At 44.5% G+C, this 18811-nt stretch carries 13 protein-coding genes; 6 read left to right on the top strand and 7 right to left on the bottom strand.

Features of this window, described 5'->3' with window-relative positions; genetic code table 11:
- Positions 1-113: 113 nt before the first annotated feature.
- Positions 114-1013 (top strand): ATP-grasp domain-containing protein, encoded by a 900-nt coding sequence (locus AHMF7616_RS05615; protein WP_115371991.1) that lies wholly within the window; start codon positions 114-116, stop codon positions 1011-1013.
- On the opposite strand, the gene AHMF7616_RS05610 is transcribed toward AHMF7616_RS05615, so the two are convergent.
- The 5 genes from AHMF7616_RS05610 to AHMF7616_RS05590 all read right to left on the bottom strand — a co-directional run bounded on the left by AHMF7616_RS05610 (position 1010) and on the right by AHMF7616_RS05590 (position 6910).
- Positions 1010-1432 (bottom strand): response regulator, encoded by a 423-nt coding sequence (locus AHMF7616_RS05610; protein ID WP_115371990.1) that lies wholly within the window; start codon positions 1430-1432, stop codon positions 1010-1012. The two genes, AHMF7616_RS05615 and AHMF7616_RS05610, sit on opposite strands and share 4 nt — an antisense overlap.
- Positions 1433-1943: 511 nt before the next feature.
- On the bottom strand, positions 1944-2975 hold the full coding sequence (locus tag AHMF7616_RS05605; RefSeq protein WP_115371989.1) for a glycosylasparaginase: 1032 nt from the start codon (positions 2973-2975) through the stop codon (positions 1944-1946).
- Positions 2976-3341: 366 nt separating this feature from the next.
- Positions 3342-4460, bottom strand: coding sequence for a carbohydrate-binding family 9-like protein (locus AHMF7616_RS05600; RefSeq protein ID WP_115371988.1), 1119 nt, complete (start codon positions 4458-4460; stop codon positions 3342-3344).
- A gap of 25 nt (positions 4461-4485) precedes the next feature.
- On the bottom strand, positions 4486-5367 hold the full coding sequence (locus tag AHMF7616_RS05595; protein WP_115371987.1) for an ROK family protein: 882 nt from the start codon (positions 5365-5367) through the stop codon (positions 4486-4488).
- Positions 5368-5470: 103 nt separating this feature from the next.
- On the bottom strand, positions 5471-6910 hold the full coding sequence (locus tag AHMF7616_RS05590) for an alpha-L-fucosidase (RefSeq protein ID WP_115371986.1): 1440 nt from the start codon (positions 6908-6910) through the stop codon (positions 5471-5473).
- A gap of 122 nt (positions 6911-7032) precedes the next feature.
- Here AHMF7616_RS05590 and AHMF7616_RS26330 point away from each other — a divergent pair, with 122 nt between their 5' ends.
- The 4 genes from AHMF7616_RS26330 (at position 7033) to AHMF7616_RS05580 (ending at position 12521) form a co-directional block, all read left to right on the top strand.
- Positions 7033-7197: a hypothetical protein gene (locus AHMF7616_RS26330; RefSeq protein ID WP_158546104.1), complete on the top strand. Its 165-nt coding sequence runs from the start codon at positions 7033-7035 to the stop codon at positions 7195-7197.
- A gap of 653 nt (positions 7198-7850) precedes the next feature.
- The gene (locus tag AHMF7616_RS27000) at positions 7851-8228 is read left to right on the top strand and encodes a carboxypeptidase-like regulatory domain-containing protein (RefSeq protein WP_233507348.1); all 378 of its coding nucleotides are present in this window, start codon (positions 7851-7853) and stop codon (positions 8226-8228) included.
- On the top strand, positions 8204-10924 hold the full coding sequence (locus AHMF7616_RS05585; RefSeq protein WP_233507756.1) for a SusC/RagA family TonB-linked outer membrane protein: 2721 nt from the start codon (positions 8204-8206) through the stop codon (positions 10922-10924). Before AHMF7616_RS27000 ends, AHMF7616_RS05585 begins: the two co-directional genes overlap by 25 nt.
- A gap of 4 nt (positions 10925-10928) precedes the next feature.
- A complete protein-coding gene (locus AHMF7616_RS05580) occupies positions 10929-12521 on the top strand; it encodes a SusD/RagB family nutrient-binding outer membrane lipoprotein (protein WP_115371985.1) in 1593 nt (530 codons plus the stop codon).
- A 1011-nt stretch (positions 12522-13532) separates the two neighbouring features.
- On the opposite strand, the gene AHMF7616_RS05575 is transcribed toward AHMF7616_RS05580, so the two are convergent.
- Both AHMF7616_RS05575 and AHMF7616_RS05570 read right to left on the bottom strand, forming a co-directional pair.
- The gene (locus AHMF7616_RS05575) at positions 13533-15125 is read right to left on the bottom strand and encodes a SusD/RagB family nutrient-binding outer membrane lipoprotein (RefSeq protein WP_115371984.1); all 1593 of its coding nucleotides are present in this window, start codon (positions 15123-15125) and stop codon (positions 13533-13535) included.
- A 32-nt stretch (positions 15126-15157) separates the two neighbouring features.
- Positions 15158-18493, bottom strand: a complete 3336-nt coding sequence (locus AHMF7616_RS05570; RefSeq protein ID WP_115371983.1) for a SusC/RagA family TonB-linked outer membrane protein — start codon at positions 18491-18493, stop codon at positions 15158-15160.
- A 19-nt stretch (positions 18494-18512) separates the two neighbouring features.
- Between AHMF7616_RS05570 and AHMF7616_RS26325 the strand changes: the two genes are divergently transcribed.
- A complete protein-coding gene (locus AHMF7616_RS26325) occupies positions 18513-18677 on the top strand; it encodes a hypothetical protein (RefSeq protein WP_158546103.1) in 165 nt (54 codons plus the stop codon).
- Positions 18678-18811 lie beyond the last annotated feature (134 nt).

Raw genomic sequence — 18811 nt, 5'->3', positions numbered from 1 at the left:
TTGTGTCTTTTTATGGATTTATTAGGAATTCAGGTACACCTGAATTTAAAAATAAACTAACCTGGCCTTGATAAAGCCTTTAAGAACTTTCATTTTCTATCGTAAACTTTATTATGGCTTCTCCCAAAATTGCTTTAATTACTTATCAGGACCAAGGAAAATACACTTCTACCGTAGAAGACGAGGATACGGTTTTATTTAATTTTTTAAAAAACAAAGGCCTGGATCTTACTTTTGAAGTCTGGAACAACCCGGAGGTTAATTGGGATAACTACCATTTGTTAATTTTAAAATCGCCCTGGGATTATTTTGATTACATCATTGATTTCCGGGAGTGGCTGGATGCTATCGAACAGAAAAACATTCCGATGCTGAATCCGCTTAAAACGGTGCGCTGGAACACGGATAAACATTATTTGCGCGAAATAGAAGCCGCCGGCTTTACCATTACTCCTACTCTCTGGATTGAACCCGGCGAGGCCTTTAAACTCGAGCAAATTTTCCGGCACTACGGCACCAACCAGATTATTATAAAGCCTTGCGTGAGCGGCGGGGCCAAAAATACGTTTGCCATTTCGCGCGAAAATGCCGAGGAGCAAGCCATTAAATTAAATGCTTTGTTCGCGCAAGAGTCGTTTTTAGCGCAACCATTTTTACCGGAGGTGCAAACACAGGGAGAGTGGTCTTTTATATTTTTCAAAGGCCGGTTTAGCCATTGCTTGCTCAAAACCCCACAACCCGGCGATTTTCGGGTACAACATTATTTAGGCGGCAGCATTTTCCCGACGGAGCCGCCCGCGCACTTGCTCGTAGAGGCCAGCGGCATTGTGCAGCAATTTGCCGCCGATTGTTTGTATGCGCGCGTGGACGGTTTAGAGGTGAATGGCGCTTTTATGCTCATGGAACTAGAACTGATCGAGCCGTTTTTATTTTTATTCACGCACAATGCGTCCCTGGATAATTATTATCAAGCGTTAGAGCAACTTTTAAAAAGCGCTGCTCTTAAAGCTTAATAACTGTTGCCGGTGGCCTGTTTTGACTGGAAATGCAGCTGAATAATATCTGTAATTTTTTGTGGCGTTAAAGGTTTCGTTAAAAAATAAGGAATACCTAAAGCTTTGGCCTGTTCCAGATCGCGGGCATTTTGCGAGGTGGTAAGCATCACGGTAAGGCACGACGCGTATTCGGGTTTTTCTTTAAAGGCAGAAAAAAACTCGAAACCATCCATACCCGGCATTTTGATGTCCAGTAAAATTAAATCTGGTAAAACTGCTCCGGAGGCCAAACGCTCCTGAAGCAGGTTTAAAGCCGAGCGGCCATCCTGAGCCATTAATAAGTGTTCCGAAATTTTTAATCTTTCAATGAGTAACCGGTTAATAAAAGAAGTTGTTTCGTTGTCATCTATCAATAATACGCAATTAATCTGGCTCATACGGGGACCACGCTCTTTATTAATTCTCTGCTTAACTTTATCTTAAAAGACTGAATCGGTGAATGATTACCTTACAACAATTAATATTTAAAAAAGTTGATTATTTTAAATATTTATACCGGAATGTCTCTTATTTTCTTTCATCGAAAAACCGGATCAGCAACCTACAAAGCAAAGGTCTAATTAAATAATTGCTGAAGCAAAATAAAGTAACTATTCGCTTAATAAATTAAAATTACCCGGAAGTAGACCGCCGTGTTTCTGGTTCTAGAACTTAAGCTAAATGGTAATAACAAGGCAGCATAGTCCGGCTAAGCGGAATGAAGAAGCACTACCCGCGTTGTTCCGTGGAGATCTTGCTCGTCTCCACAGAACAGCCGTTGATTTCAAAGTAATACTTCAATTCTTGAATTAATTTTTCAACTAAACAAATCGCAAATATTAGAATAGTTAATTGATTAGCAAAATGTAAGTCGATTTGATAAGTAAAAAACAAAAGCCTAAATATTACTTAATAGCTACTCTTGCTTTTAATGAGCAAATCTTGTTTTTGCGCGTGGCATACCGCGTACGAAAAACCACCCTGGATGGCGTACGCGCCATACTCGCCTTTTTTATTTAGGGCTAAAAAGCCAACCTGAATTTCTTTGGCTTTGGCGGGTTTTTTATCAATGATGCGCTGCACGGCTGCTTTGCAGGCGGCTTCGGGGGTGTAACCCTGGCGCATTAATTCTACTACCAAAAAGCTGCCCACGTTCCGGATTACTTCTTCACCTACGCCCGTGGAAGTAGCGCCGCCCACTTCGTTATCAATGTACAATCCTGCCCCTATAATGGGGCTATCCCCTACCCGGCCGTGCAGTTTAAAAGCCATGCCACTGGTGGTACAGGCTCCCGCTAAATTTCCTTTGGCATCCAGGGCGATCATGCCGATGGTGTCGTGGTTTAACTTATTGCCGGGTAGTTTATCAACGGGTTGGTACAGTTTATTTTCGACGTTGATGGTGGGTTTGTATTTGGCTTCTTTCAGCCATTCTCGCCAGGCTTTCTCCGAATCGGGGGTGAGTAGCTTGGTTTTTTTAAATCCGTTTTCCAAAGCAAACTGCATGGCTCCTTCGCCGGCTAAAAATACGTGCGGCGTTTTTTCCATTACCAACCGCGCTACCGAAATCGGATGGTCAATGTTTTCCAGGGCCGCCACGGCACCGCAATTCCCCTTTTCGTCCATAATGCAGGCATCCAGGGTTACGTGGCCGTCCCGGTCGGGATAGCCGGCGCGGCCTACGCTGTGGTTGTTTAAATCGGCTTCCGGCACGCGAGCCCCGGCTTCTACGGCATCGAGCGCCCGGCCACCCTGGCTCAAGATTTTCCAGGCTGCCTGGTTGGCCGGTATTCCAAAATCCCAGGTAGAAATAACAATAGGCGACGCGGGTGCTGGATTACTTGGGGCTAAACGGCGGGCCAAGGCACTACGATCTACAGCTAAAAGCGACAGGCCTAGGGAAGAAGCTTTCAAAAATTGACGGCGGCTACGAAAAAGCATAAAATTTTAAAATGTAAGGAGTGGACGGTATGGAGTTAGTCGTTGTGATACTAATAATGCCTGCTCAGGTAATCCGTTTATAATTCAGGTATCCAAAGTATAAAACAAGCACGCACCCGAAACGTTGCTGGTAGCGATGCTTGCATCAGCTAAAGTAGAAGTTTTCTGGTGTTAGGTTTAAAGTTATCATAATTTCTCCTCCAATCGAACTTCAGCGTTGTACTTATTACCGAATACCTCGGGTGCAGCCAGGCTACCTGTTTTTAAAATTTTCACCGGGTAACCAAAAGCAAGTTGCCTTGTCACTCAGCCTAAATAATAAATAACCTACCCCGCAGCTTTTCCGGAGAAATCTGCTGTTAATAATTATTTTTTAAAATTCAATTTTTGCAGGTGTCCATCCTGGTTAATGGTATAAGTCAGGTTATCCGGCCCGGTGCAATACGCCATAAACTGGTGGGTGGTAGCTTCTAATTTTATTTCCGGACTTGTTTCCGGCGGCAATAACTTATTGGCGGGGGCAGCTAAATCCAGGAGAGTACGGGCGTATTGCCGGTGTTTCTGGTAATATTCTTTTTGAAGGTAGTAGATATTCCAGAGGTATTTTTTCTGCTTCTCCGCGGTGGGCAAAGTAAAAACAGCGGCCGGTTCTTTAGGAGCAGGTTGCCGGCTAAAAAACAAATAACCCCAGCGCTCCGGGAAATGCATGTTTATCAGGCCTTGCGGCGACCAGACCCAATTATGTTCGGGCTTAGGTTTACCCTGCGAATCGGTAATTTTTTCATAAAGGCCATTTTTAATGGAGGTATCCCAATGCACCCGCGAAAAATTTATACGCCAGAAATCTTTATCGGAGGGAGTGGTTATTTTGCCGGTTTTCATAGTCCGGAAGGGAATAACCATTTCCACGGTCCAGCTTTTATCAATGTCCTGGGGCTGGTTCAATGTGCCTTGCACCTGAACCGCCGACTGTAATCCTTCGGCCCGCCACGGAATTAACGCCAACCCGCCGTTGCGATACGGTTTGTCGAGGTATAAATCAAACAAGGTATTCAGGGCATTTACTTCTATTTCGAAATAATGATGGGTATCATTATCCGGATCGATAAAAATTTCAAAATCGTTGTCCTGGTAAATAATGGCATCGTGCTTTTTTAAAGTAGCCCACACCTGGGGCTCCTCTAATTCGGCCGCCAGGAACAAACAGGTATCGTTCCACAGTATTTTAACCCGGGTTTTATAAGTTGGCCGGGGATTTTGGTCGCCTTCAATATCGGTAAAGTAGTCGGTCCAGGGGGCCGCTTGCCAGGCAGCTTCGGTTATATTGCCATCCACTACCGGCGGGTTGGGGGCAAAGTAAGTAGTGTAGCGTTGGGGCTCCGTAAATAGCGCTTCTTTGCCACTAATATTTGCCTGTGCCCAGCCAGATTCTGCCAACCCCAAGAATAAACAGGTAATTAGTATTTTTAAAAAATTATTCGTCATGCCAAGCGTTTTACGTATTTGCGGGCTACCATTTAGCAGCTACTTCTTTGCTTTTCATGTGTACCAGGGCGGCCGCTCCTAAAATAGCGCCGTCGTTCATCCGGGAACGCTCAATAATTAAATTGTTTCGGACTTTTTCGTACGGAAACTGCTGCACACGATTCCACATCCCTTCTTTGAAATACGGAAAACAACTACTTACCGAGCCGCCCAGAAAAACAGCTTCCGGAGCTAAGGCATACATAATTACTTTAATGGCTTCGCCGAGGTGCTCCCCAAATTGGTGTAAAATCGATAAAGCTTCCGGATCATTTTTAGTCGCCCGGTCGTGAACTTCCGGCCCCGTTAATCCGCATTGCGAAGGAAAAAATTTGCCGCTGCAATAATCTTCCATGGTTTTACCTTGGTAAGGAATGCCCCCAAACTCGCCCGCGCTGGAAAAAGCCCCGGAATACAGTTGATTATTTAAAATAATGCCGCCGCCTAAACCGGTACCCAAGGTTAAACCAACCACATTTTTATAGGGCTGCGCCCGTCCGTATAATTTCTCGCCCAGAATAAAGCTGTTGGCATCGTTGGTTAAGTAAACCGGCTTCCCGAAATAATCTTCCAGGTATTGCTTTATCGGCACCTGGGTAAAATGAGGAATATTTTGCACATCAAACACCAATCCTTTTTCCTCATCTACTAAACCGGGCACCCCAATGCCAATCCCCGTTACGCCGGGCTCCATGAGCTCCTGAATGCCCTGCCGGATTTCGCTCAAGATCTGCTCGCGACCGGCCTGGGCCGAAGTGGGCAGTTTAATATCGCGCAGAATAGCACCTTGCTGCACTAAACCCAAATGGATTTTGGTACCGCCAATATCTAAACCAATAATTTTTTCTTCTAATACTATTCTTTCCATGATGCGGAATTATATAGGCGAAACCGGACAAAGAGCCAAGCTTAAAATTTAAAAAAATAAAGCCAGCATCAGCATTTAGTAAAAAATTTCCTCGTGCCTAACGCTAATATTCAATCTTGAAAGTGGCTGCCTGCTTTAAATCTGCCTTGTTCTGAAGCTTGCCGGAAAGTTGCACCCGTAAACTTTTACCCTGGTATTGCCATTTCAGTTTTTCCGGCTGGCCCAATAAGCTCACTTTTTTTACTTGTGTTATGTTTGGCAAAGGAATTTCCAGCGTAGCCGGCAAGTTTACCTGTTCTTTATCGGATAAGTAAAAAGCGTAGATCGTATTTTGATCTTTGGACCGGGTGTAGTAAATATTTTTAAATTCGTAGGGCGCTACGGCGCGGGAATTATAAATACCTTCTCCGTTTATTTGCATCCAGTCGCCAATCTGCGCCAAACGGCTGTAGGCCTCCGGAGCCCAATCGCCCTTAGGGCTGGGTCCGATGTTGAGTAAAAAGTTACCCCCGCGCGATACTATTTTTACTAACAATTGAATTAACTGGTTCGTGGTTTTATAGGTATCATTGGGCACATAACTCCAGGAGTCGCCCATGGTCATGCAGGTTTCCCAAGGATGGTTAAGCGGTTTATCGGGCACGGTATGTTCCGGTGTCGTGTAATTTTCGAATTCCCCGGCCACGGTGCGGTCCACTACAATTAAGCCGGGTTGCTTTTCGCGGGCCATTTTGGCAATCCGGGCCATGTCTACATCCTGCTCGTAGGTAATAGCTTTTTGCCAATCTACGCTGGAGTCGATGGTGTTTTTTGGGCGTACCCAGCCGCCATCCAGCCACAAAATATCCACCGGTCCATAACCAGTCATCAGCTCGCTAATCTGGTTATAGGTAAAATTTTTAAATTTTTGCCAGCGTTCCGGGTATTTAGCCGGATCGTAATTTACGTTGCGGTCTTTGGGCGGAAAGTAAGGCCACCAGTAATTTTCGTTGTGCCAGTCGGGTTTAGAAAAGTAAGTCCCGATTAAAAAGTTTTCTTTCCGGAAAGCATTAAAAACCTCTTTGGTAATATTACTCCTGGGGTTAGCGGCAAAAGCCGATTTGGAGTCGGTGATTTTGTAGTCGGATTCTTTGGTATCAAACATGGCAAAACCATCGTGGTGCTTGGTGGTAAAAACCATGTATTTCATGCCGGCGGTTTTAGCCGCCGCCACCCATTTTTCCGGGTTAAATTGCACGGGATTAAATTCAGTCCGGATGTTTTCGTAGGCTTTTTTGTAAGTGTTATAATCCGCTGCATAAGGACCTTTGCGTTGTGTCCAGCCTTCGTCTTCGGGGCAAATGCTCCAGCTTTCCACAATACCCCATTGGCTGTAAGTACCCCAGTGCATAAACAAACCAAATTTTAAATCCTGCCAGGTAGCCAGTTTGGCCTGTACCTGGGGGTCGGTGGGCACCACGTAAGTTTGCGACGTATTATGCTGCTGTCCCCAGCTCTTGAGCAGGCAGGTAATTACCAGTAAACAGCTTAAAATGTAACGCATGTTGTGTAGAGTAAAAAATAGGTATGATATAAGTAGACTAATCGTTGATTCAGCAGTAAACAATAAAGACAGATGGTTCTATAAAGCTGGTCCGGTGAAAGCCTTTACGCTCTAGCTCTTTTATGTTCCCTAAATTAGCCCTTCATCCCTTGCAAGCGTACATTCATTACTGGCAAGCTGTTTTCAGAATACCTGAACGGGTTCTTTCGGGTGGTGGCGCCTGGACCGAAATGAAAGCAAGAACAGCAAAACCAAGCGTAAACGATAATAGGTTATTTCCAAATTAAGATTGCCTATAAAGAGCCAACCTATCGTGATCTTAACTAGTATTATGTAATTGAACTTTGCTTATATAAACTTGATTTTGACCTAAACTTAATCAAAAAATTAATTCCGAAAAATTTATTTAATCTAAAATTGTGTACGCACACATATTTTCATAATTTTAGGTGTGTCCGAACACAAGCCTAAGTTTCTCTACCTGAAATGCTTTTAGGTTGTAAATTGCTATTTTATAATTATTTTTAAATAAAATATTTCAAGGTTAACATTTTATTATTTTATTTGCTTTACCAAACTACTTTAAACTTTAATGCTGGTTCCGGTAAATAGATCATTTTTTTAAAAACAAGGCCAAGAAATAATAGTAAAAGTTTTAAAAGCATCTATAAAAACATCTTTTCACCTTTTAAATCCAACCATCTGCCGTTAGCTGACAAAATTTAGCCTTAAATATACATCCGTTTAGTACATGCGGTATGCACCATCGTCCTTTACTTCCTACTTTATATCAAAATGTGCATGATCAAGAACTATCCTTAACCCTGATTTTTTAAATTTTTACCCTTTTCTTTTACTTCCATCGGAACCTTACCTTAGGTTCAATCCTGTTTTCGATTTTTCTTTTACCACTCTATTACCTACCTAAACACTTTCATTCATGCTAAAAAAAGCTTTACCCCTTTTTACTTTACTCTTGCTGCTGAGCCAATTATACGGCTTTGCGCAGGGTAACCAGGTTACCGGCAAGGTAACTGGCTCTGATAACACCGCCTTGGTGGGCGTTAGTATCCAAATTAGCGGCACCACCCAAGGAGCTATTTCGGATGTAGATGGCAACTTCCAGATCGATGTGCCGGCCAATGGCACCCTTATTTTTTCCTACATTGGCTATAAAAACCAGACCGTGCCGGTAAATAACCGGTCGGTAATAAACGTTGTGCTCGAAAGCGATGCCACCGCTTTGCAGGAAGTAGTAGTTACCGCGCTCGGTATTAAAAAGACGAGCGTAAACTGGGTTATTCCGTTTCTAAAGTAGGTGGCGAAGTATTAAACGTAGCCCGCGAAAGTAACGTGGCCAACTCTTTATCGGGTCGGGTTTCGGGTTTAAACGTGGCAGGTACTAGCGGCGGCCCAGGTTCTTCGGCCCGCATTAATATTCGCGGGGTTACTTCGTTTTCCGGTAGTTCTTCGCCCCTGATTGTTATAAACGGTGTGCCGATGGATAATACCAACCGGGGAAGTTCCGGCGAGTGGGGCGGTGCCGACCAGGGCGATGGGATCGGTAACATTAATCCGGACGATATCGAAACCATGACTGTTTTAAAAGGTTCTACAGCTTCGGCTTTGTACGGCTCCCGGGCTGCTAACGGGGTTATTCAGATAACCACCAAAAGCGGCGTGAAAGGAAAAACCACTATTGAATACAACACCAACTTACAGTTCGACCGGGCGGTGGATAATACCGATTGGCAATACGAATACGGCCAGGGAACCCAAGGCAAAAGACCAGTGGATGTGGCTTCCGCGGCATTATCCGGCCGTAATTCCTGGGGCGAACGTTTAGATGGTACCCCCACCATTCAATCCGACGGGCAACTGCATCCTTACTCCGCGGTAAAAAATAATATTGAAAATTTCTACCGCACGGCTGCTTCCTGGACCAACACCCTCGCTATTTCGGGTGGCGGCGACCGCGGTACTTACCGGTTATCGCTTTCAAATCTGGATGGTCAGTCGATTTTGCGCAACAGCGGCTTAGACCGGAAAACCGTAAACTTTAACACTTCTTACGAATTAACCAAAAAGTTAAGCTTTAACTTAATGGCTAATTACATCGACCAAAAAGACAAAAACCGTCCGTATTTGAGCGATGCCGTTATGAACGCTAATAACATTACGTTTTTGGCTACCAACGTAGATCAGGCGAGCCTGAAGCCGGGTTACGATGCTACCAATAATGGTTTAGAAAGAGCCTGGAGCGATGATATCTACGCTACTAACCCTTGGTTTGTGGTAAATCAATTTAAAAATGATAACACCCGTCGGCGTTTAATTTCGGCTATTTCGGCCCGTTACCAGTTCTTTGATTTTCTATCGTTACAAGCCCGGATTGGTTACGACTTTTCCAGCGACCGCCGCTTTACGGTGTTTCCTTACGGTACTTTATTTTCATCTAATGGCGAAGGATCTCTGGAAGCTTTATACCAGGGCACCCGTTTAGAATTAAACACCGATGCGTTGTTATCTTTCAGCAAAAACATCAACGACGATTTCTCGATCGATGCCAGCGTAGGAGGTAACTTCCGGCGCAATAATTCGGAAAGTACTCGTTTATACGGTGGCCAGTTTATTGTACCTTATTTGTATACCCCAACCAACACCCGCACCCGGAACTCCGAGTACCTGTATTCGGCTTTGGAAACGCCTTCGGTGTATTATACCGCCGATTTCAGCTACAAGTATTTAACTTTAAGCACCACTGGCCGTTACGATACGTTCTCTTCTTTACCACGGGGCAACCGGAGCTTATTCACGCCTTCGGTATCGGCTAGCTTTGTATTCTCAGATCTGCTGAATACCCCGGCTTTAAACTACGGTAAAATCCGGGCATCTTACGCCGAAACCAGCGGTGAGCCCGCCCAACCGTACCAAACTGCTTTTTATTACAACGTTAACAACCCTATTAACGGCACCCCCCGCGGTTCTTTTGATGCCAAGTTACCAAACGCGAACCTGGAACCTTTCAGCCTGAACGAATTTGAAGTGGGTACCGAAATGAAGTTTCTGGATAACCGTTTAGGTTTAGACGTAACGTACTTTGACCGTAAAACCGAAGGTGAAATTGTATCGGCCAGCTTGTCTTCTTCTACTGGATTTACCAGCCGTTCGGTTAATTTAGGTTCTACTTCCAACCGGGGTATTGAGTTAATGGTATCGGGTACCCCTATCCGTTCTGCTTTCAACTGGAATACCTCCTTTAATTTTACCAAACTGCGCAACGAAGTTTTAGAAATTGACCAATCGGAGAATCCATCGCCGCTGCAAACCGGTACTTACCGCCCATTAAACGGTAATATTTCCATCGTGAAAGGTTTACCAATTGCCCAGGTTATGGCTTATGATTACAAGCGCGATGCCAACGGGAATGTAATTGTTGGCGCCAATGGTGTTCCCTTACGGGGCGATTTAAAACCGATGGGATCTGGTTTACCAAACCTGTACGGCGGTTGGAATAACGATTTCTCGTTTAAAAACTTTAACCTGTCGTTCTTAATCGACTTTAAGTACAACAATAAAGTACTTTCGGCAACGGAGCATTACTCGTACGTACGGGGCTTAAACCAAGCCACCTTAGTGGGTCGTGAAACCGGAGTAGTAGCCGCTGGTGTGAAAGAAGATGGTAGCGTAAACGAAACTGTGGTACCGGCTTACATTTATTATCCGCAGTTGGCTAATAACGTATCCGCGGTATCGGTGCTGGATGGTAGCTTTATTAAATTCCGTCAGTTAACCCTCGGCTATAGCTTACCGCAAGGCATCTTAACTAAAACGCCGTTCCAGGCGATTAGTTTGTCGTTGGTGGGACGTAACTTATTTACGCTCATGAAACATACCGACAACATCGATCCCGAAAACACCATTTCATCTTTAGTAACCTACGCCGGCGTAGAAGGTGGTTCGCTGCCGTTTGCCAGAACGTATGGCTTTACTTTAAACGTTAAATTTAAATAATCGAATGAAAAAGACTTTTATATACATCGCCCTTGCCTCGGTGCTTTTGGCCCCGGCCTGCTCCGAGGACCACTTAGACGAAGTAAATACCAATCCGAATGCGGCGAATGCAACCCAGTTTAATCCGAACTTTTTACTAGCCGATGCCCAGCTGGGATTTTCGAACACCGGTTATGCGCAATTATTGTATCAGGCTACCGGTATTCAGGCTTTGGCCAGCACCTACAATTATTACGGTAACGGCGACAAATATGTGAATGCCGGTAATTTTACCGATTACCAGGGCCGGATATTTAACGATGGATACACCTCTTTGAGCCGTTTGAACCAGGCCATTTTAATTGCAAACACCCAGGATCCGGCGCGTTTTAAAAATGTAATTGCGGTTAGTAATATTATGCGGGTATTGATTTTTCAGCGCATTACCGATACCTACGGCGATATTCCGTATACCGAAGCCTTACAAGCTGCGGAAGGCGTAACTGCTCCTAAATACGACAAGCAGCAGGACATTTACCTGGACTTGTTAACTAAACTGGAAGCGGCCATTAACAGCCTGGATGCAGCAGCGCCAAAACCTACCGGCGATTTATTTTACGCCGGGGATGTAGCGCAATGGAAAAAGTTTGGTTATTCTTTAATGGTGCGGGTAGCCATGCGTTTAACGAAAGTTGATCCGGCTACGGCCAAATCCTGGACCGAAAAAGCTGCCGCCGCGGGTACCCTGGCCAGTTACAACGACAATGCCTTGGTCAGAACCGATGCCGCTAATGGCGATACCCAGAACAGTACCACGGGTGCTTTGCTTACCCCGGATGATTTCCGGGAAGTAAGATGGAGCAAAACTTTAATTGATTACTTACGGACCCAGAATGATCCGCGTTTAGGAGTTATTGGGGAAATACCGGGAGCAGGTGCTACTGCCAATGCCAACCAAAGTGCCACCGGCAACACCGATCCAACGCTACAAGTGGGAATGCCGAACGGTTACGACTTATCGGGTGGCGCTTTTGATATCCGCCAGCATCCTAACTATCCGGGAGCCACCGGCACCGGAAGCGACATTGCCCCGTTGGGTAAGTACTCCCGTCCCCGCGTAAATGTGTACATGAAACGTAATGCGCCAAACTTTGTATTAACCTACGCCGAGACCGAATTGTTATTAGCCGAAGCCGCTAACCGCGGTTGGACCGTAGGCGGTACAGCCGCTACCCACTACGCTAACGGGGTACGGGGAGCCATGCAATCTTTATCGCAAATAGACGCAGCAGCAACCGTAAGCGAAGCCGCCATATCGGCTTACGTAACCGCTAATCCGTTAGGAGCCGTTAACCCGTTAAAACAAATAAACGAACAATACTGGCTGGAAACATCCACTACCTTTAACTTTATTGAAGGTTGGTTTAACTGGCGCCGTTCGGGTTATCCGGAATTAACCCCGGTAAATTACCCGGGTAACATCACCAACGCGACTATTCCGCGCCGCATGATTTACCCAGCTTCCGAAATTTCCAACAATCCGGCTGGTTTACAGTCCGGAGTAGCTAATCTCCAAGGCGGTGACTTGCTAACCTCCCGGGTTTGGTGGGATAAATAAAATTGTTCCCTATTATAGTTTAAACAAAAAAGCTCCTGCAATCAGGAGCTTTTTTGTTGCTTTCTACTCTCTACAAAGAATCAACTTTGTTAATTACGTCACCCATAATAAAAATTTAAAAAAAAGTCGTTACCAGTAATGCCGGACAATATAATCAGGGATAAAAGGCTGTAGTACTTTTATTGGTTTGGTTCTTAAACAAACTGTGAAGTTCGGCATAAACCTTTTATATACCTAAGTACGCTGTTAGAAAATAGCAAAATGCATAACAATCCTGTTGGGCATGATTGTAGTGCATGATTGATCATGCTGCCAAAACAAGCAATTAGTTACATATTATAAATTGATTTTTCAAGCATATATTTAGATCGACTCAACTTTTAAATTTGGTGAATTTATGCTATGCAAAAAGAGTTGGAAATAAGGACTAGCTGGTACAAACAGCTATTAAAAGTATTTACCAGAAGATTTAAATTTTATTTAAATGGTCTTTTCTCCTCTATGTTTGTCATTAAGAAATAAAATTTTGCCGCTCCGTGGCCAAATAGTTTCCTTCTGAATAACAAAAAATAAGCAGTATAGCGTTGTTCTTCGTTTTACTTTTATTAACTCAAACTCCGGTTATTTAGCAATACATAATGTAGGCAAGACAGGTTCTGGTGGTAGTAGCTTTAGTACCAAAATTTTAAAAATGTATAATTTATACCATCTAGTAAATAGAATCTTCCATAGCGTAAAATAAGTTTACTTGAGCTGATCTTTGGAAAGAGTGCCTCTTTCCATTCGCTGGTGCTATCTAGTTGGAACGGGCTGAGTTTGCCTCATGGCCGGCGGGGCCCCGTTTGGCTCTTCCGCACGAGCTAGCAAACCACTATGGTAAAGTTTATTTACTACTTGGTATTATAGCTTATTAATTTTAGAAATTTCCTTTTTGGGTATAAACTTTATTCATAAAAAAAGAGGCGAAAAAATCCCGCCTCTTTTTTTATGAATAAAGTTTGCTATAATATTTTACCTTACATCCCAGAAAATCCGCGTGGTAGGTAAATCTTTAGCGGCTACCTGACTGTAATGTTCACCATTTAAGCTTTTTTCGTTACCCGGGTAAATCAACCGGGAAGGTGGTAATTTTTCGGCGGGCGTGCTGCTATCTTCCTGGAAAGCTAATCCAGGGGTTTTAGTTCTTCTTACTTCCGCCCAGTTTTGTACCGATTGCAAAAAGCCAAAATGTACCCATTTCTGCGTCCAGATTTTACTTAATTTTTCGTTCTGAGCACCAGCGTATGCAATAGTAGGATTAGCTAAATATTCGGTAACTGCAGCGGCCGTAGGGGTATCCAGCGGATTGCTACCTGCCAGATCGCTTAAGCTATTGAGGTAATAATAAAAAGTGATGGATTGCTGCACTCCCATATTATAAACCATTAGGGCATCTCCCCCGCCCCAACGTTCAAACGCTTCGGCTTTTAGGAAAGACACTTCGGCAGATGTAAATACAATGCCCGGCAGTTTGCTGTTGCGAATAAAAGTAGCCGAGTCCAGCACCGCGTACCGGCCCTGGCTAATGTTTGTTTCCTGTTCCGCCGAAGCCAAATTAACCGGAAGACCAAAATAATCTTCGTTGCGAACGGAATTACCGTTTTCGGTACGCACGCCTTTGTCAAACATTACCGGAATACGGGGATCGTTCGTTGGCTTCATTAAACCTTCCAGTATAGTTCCGGGCGCTACTTGAGCCGATACTTCCGTTAAAGCGCTTTCTAAACTGTTGGTGTTATTATCCAGGGGTTTCAGTAAAACGTCGTATTTCGCTTCGTCCACCAAAGGATACTTCACCGGATCTGCCAATATAGCGGCAACTTCGGTTTTGGCTTTGGTTTCATCTACAAACGAAAGACGCATGAGCAACCGCAACCGCAATGAGTTAGTATAGCGGCGCCATTTGTTTAAATCACCACCCAGCATAATGTCCTGCTTCTGAAAAGTAACTTTAGAAACGGAACCTAACTCAGCGGTTGCAAAATAATCAGAAGCTTCTTTTAAACCGGTTAGTACCGTCTCGTACACCTGGCGAGCATCATCAAATTTAGGTCGTACTACCTGACCGGTTAAATTTAAAGCACCTGCCTCCGAGAACGGAATATCACCCCACAGATCTACCATCTGAGCGGTTTGGTCCAGAAACACTACTTTAGAAGCCTGCACAAAAACCTCGGCATCTGCTTTTTCGGCATCCGTTAAGCCTGCGTAAGTTTTCTCAATTTCGCGGTACTGGGCCACAATGCCGCCACCATTCCCACCAGGGGTATAATAATCGTCCCAACGGTTTTGCAGATACGATTGCTGCTGCTGGTACATTTTGGTGCCATTTACAAAACTGGCCGTTTGGGTATATTTAGCCGTGTGCGGTAACGCAAATGTCCGGATTTCCCAGTAATTGGGCCGCACCCGACCATTGTCGAGCATACGGGTAAAAAACTTTTCAATGGATGGGGCCGATGTGGTGCCAGGGTCAACGTAAAGTTCTTCCAGCTTGTCGGTACACGCACTAACCCCTGCGAGTAGCGATAAAGCGCAACCGATATTTATAATTATTCTTTTCATGATGAATCTGTTTAAATTTTAAAATTTCTGGTTTAGAAGCTCACGTTCAGAGATACGCCGTAGCTGCGCGTAGGAGCCATGGTACCTTCATCAACGCCTTGGCGGTTCCAGGCCGTGCCAATACCAGTTTCCGGATCTAAATGCGGCAAAGTTTTCCAGAAGTAAAACAAGTTGCGACCAATCAGGGAAACCCGGATATTCTGGAATTTCAGTTTAGAAGCAACTGCTTGCGGCAGGTTATAACCTAAAGTTAATTCCCGCATTTTAATGTAAGAATTTTTAAAAACCGCGCCGTTTTCGTACCAGCCAGAACTCCAGGTAAATGTATTCAGGTAATAATTAGGAGCATCCACAATAGTTTGGTTGGGCTGACCATCGGCAGTAACTCCTTCGAGTAAAACCCCATCGTGGTATACTTTGGCCCCGTTTGGCGCCGCGCTGTTATGATCCGGTAAAAGTACTTTTTGGTTGTTATTTGCGGCATCAAGGTAATACGGGAGTCCCCCATTTTCAGCATCGCGGTATTGCATGGTTTCCTCGTACAAACCAGCGCCCTTGCCGTAAAGTAACGGGGTAGATACTAATTTACCGCCAAAACGGTAATCCACCAATACGTTTAACGATAAATTCTTATAAGAAAACGTGTTGGTTAAACCCCCGATAACTTTGGGTAAGGTATTGCCCACTTTAACGTAGTCGGTACTGAAGGTATAGTATCCGCCTTCGTCAATGATATAATTTCCATTGGCGTCGGTAGCCCGCGGATGCACGTAGATGTTACCTAAAGATTCGCCCACTTCGGCGTACATTCTAACGGCACCTCCGTCGCCATCGTAATAAGTCAAGCGATCCAGGCCGGGCATTAATTTCTGAACTTTGGTCCGGTTTATGGCAAAGTTTAATTGAGCATCCCAACGGAATGCTTTAGAAACCGGAGTGGCATTTAAGCCTAATTCCCATCCGTAGCTGCGGAGTTCTCCTAAATTAGATAACACGTTGCTGGCTCCTGTGCTGGTAGGCAGTTGCATCTGAATAATCTGGTCGATCATCCGGTTGGTGTAATAAGTTAAGTCGATCCCGAATTTATTATTCAGGATACGGGTCTCTAAACCAAATTCCAATTCCCGTTTTTCTTCGGGGCGGATGTTGTTATTGCCGTAGGAACTTTTAGCACTTAATACAGGTACGCCCCCGCCCCCGTACTGAATGGTATTTTGGTCGTAGGCAATATTAGCGGCGTAGATTTCCGGAGCGTTGGCCACCACGCCGTAGCCGGCCCGTATTTTACCGAAACTTAAAAAAGCTGGTAATTGCAAGGCCTGGGTAAATACAAAGCTACCGTTTACCGATGGGTAAAAATAACTATTATTGCCCGGAGCTAACGTAGAAGAATATTCCTTACGAGCGGTACCTTCTAAAAACAAGAAATCTTTGTAGCTAACGTTGGCAATACCCAGGAAAGCGTATTTTAATAATTCTTTGCGCCAGGCAGAGGTTGTGCCAAATGATTTAGAGTTCGCTAAGTTAAACCAGTTTTCAACCACTAAACCACCGTTGGTGCCGGATGTTTGGTACCGTAAAGTTTCTTTCCGGCCCTGAAAACCACCGCTAACCGAAAAATCAAAATCTTCCGAGATCTGGTTAGTATAAGTTAACAGCTCATCGGTATAAAGCACCGAGTACCGGCCGTTGTTGATGCTGTAATTACCGGTGCTGCTGGTACCGTTAAATACCAAGGGATACTCATTAAATTGCTGATTCTCGATGTTGACGCTGGTAAAGTCGTTTCCTACCCGGGCCCGGAATTTTAAATTTTTGGCTACGTTATAGTTCAGCGTAACACTCGAAATTAACCGGTCCTGGTACTCATCTTCGTTGTTTTTAACCTGGCGCCATAAGAAATCCAGGACATCGTAAGCCCGGATGTTGTACTTCAGGGCTTCCTGCGGATTACGCTGCGGTTGATCATACGGCACGTATTTATAACCTTGTGAAGTTTGGTATTTATCTAAATACGCGGACATATCATCGGCGCGGCTAAAAAAACCTCCGTAGTTGGCGGTTATCCGGTTAATTTGTTCTGGGCGGTTATGAACATGGGAGTTCACATAGTTGATAATAACGTCGGTATTAACCTTATCATTCAGTTTTAAATTACTGTTCAGGTTAAATGTGTTACGTTCTAACTTACCACCCCGCTGAATGCCCTCGTTATCTAAACGCGTGAACGAAAAACGATAAGCCGACTTATCCGTTTGATTAGACAAGGCCACGTTTAAAGAAGAATTGTAACCCCGACGGTACAAATCTTTGTAATTATCGGGTTTGGCCGAGTAAGCCCGGGTAGTACCATCCCACCACGGCACCATTTGTCCCTCCATTTTAGGTCCAAACTGGCCGTAAGCCCGAAAATAAGGCCGCTTACTTTCTTTTACCCCATCGCCATCGGTATCTACGGCAATCCAGCCTTCTTCATCGGCCCCGTTAGCCAAGTTGGTCTCCCGGTCGTAACCTGGTCCGTAGGTATTCTGGAAGTCCGGAGAAAAAGCAATTTCTTCGGTATTAAAAACGTAATTTAAATCTACTCCCAATCCTTTGCCCTTGGTACCTTTCTTGGTGGTAATAACAATAACGCCGTTAGCCGCTTCGGAACCATACAAAGCCGAGGCACTCGCGCCTTTCAGGATGCTTAAGGATTCAATATCCGCCGGATTAATATCCAGAATACCGTTTCCCCGGATTTTAGTGTCGCTATAGTAACCATCGTTGTTAAAACGCGTGCTACCTGTTTCGCTGGTGTTCCGGATTACAATACCATCAACCACGTAAATCGGGTTGTTATTGTAATTTAAAGAATTGATTCCCCGAATCTGCACGTTTGCAGCTCCGGTAGCACCGCCGGGCGCGGTGTTAATGCGTACGCCAGGTGCTTTCCCATAAAGGGCCGAGGCAAAATTAGTATTTCCGGCCTGATTGATTTGCTCGGAAGTAACCGTACTGACGGCGTAGCCTAAAGCTTTTTGTTCCCGCTTAATTCCTAAGGCGGTAACCACCACTTCGTTCAGCGATTGGGCATCCGAGGCCAGGCTGGTGTTAAGGGTAGCTTGGTTATTAATGGCAATTTCTTTGGTAACGTAGCCAATAAACGAGAAAACCAAAGTTCCGCTGCCGTTAGGTACTTGCAGAGAATACGTTCCTTCGTTATTAGAAGCAGTACCGGTAGTGGTGCCTTTCAACAATACCGTTACGCCCGGCATGGGTTGTTGGGCCTCGTCGGTGATCCGGCCTTTAACCACGAACTGGGCCCAGCTTACCTGGCAGCACAAGAGTAAAGCCCCGAGAAGATAAAATTTGTAGTTGTTTTTCATATAAAGTATTAGTTAGTGAATGAATAGCCGCACAAAACTTTGTGCGGTAGGTAGAGGAACAGGTATGATTTTTACAATCATAGGGGGAGAGTCCGGTAAAAGGAAATTTGCTAATAAAACACCGCAGCAGCAGCAGAAATTTTTAAAATTACCACTAAGTTTAACTGGTTTTCCGGCAATTTAACCGCCAGCTGTGCTTATTACATGCATCGTAATTGTGTAGCTTAAAACTAGAACAAACAAATCGAAAAACAAAGCATAAATTTTAAAATGTGTGCGCTAACATGGTAGTTGTGTACGCTAACATATAATACGAAA

The sequence above is a fragment of the Adhaeribacter pallidiroseus genome (assembly GCF_003340495.1).
Taxonomy (GTDB): domain Bacteria; phylum Bacteroidota; class Bacteroidia; order Cytophagales; family Hymenobacteraceae; genus Adhaeribacter; species Adhaeribacter pallidiroseus.
Note: the sequence above shows the minus strand (reverse complement) of the source record. Positions and strands in the feature narration are given on the sequence as shown.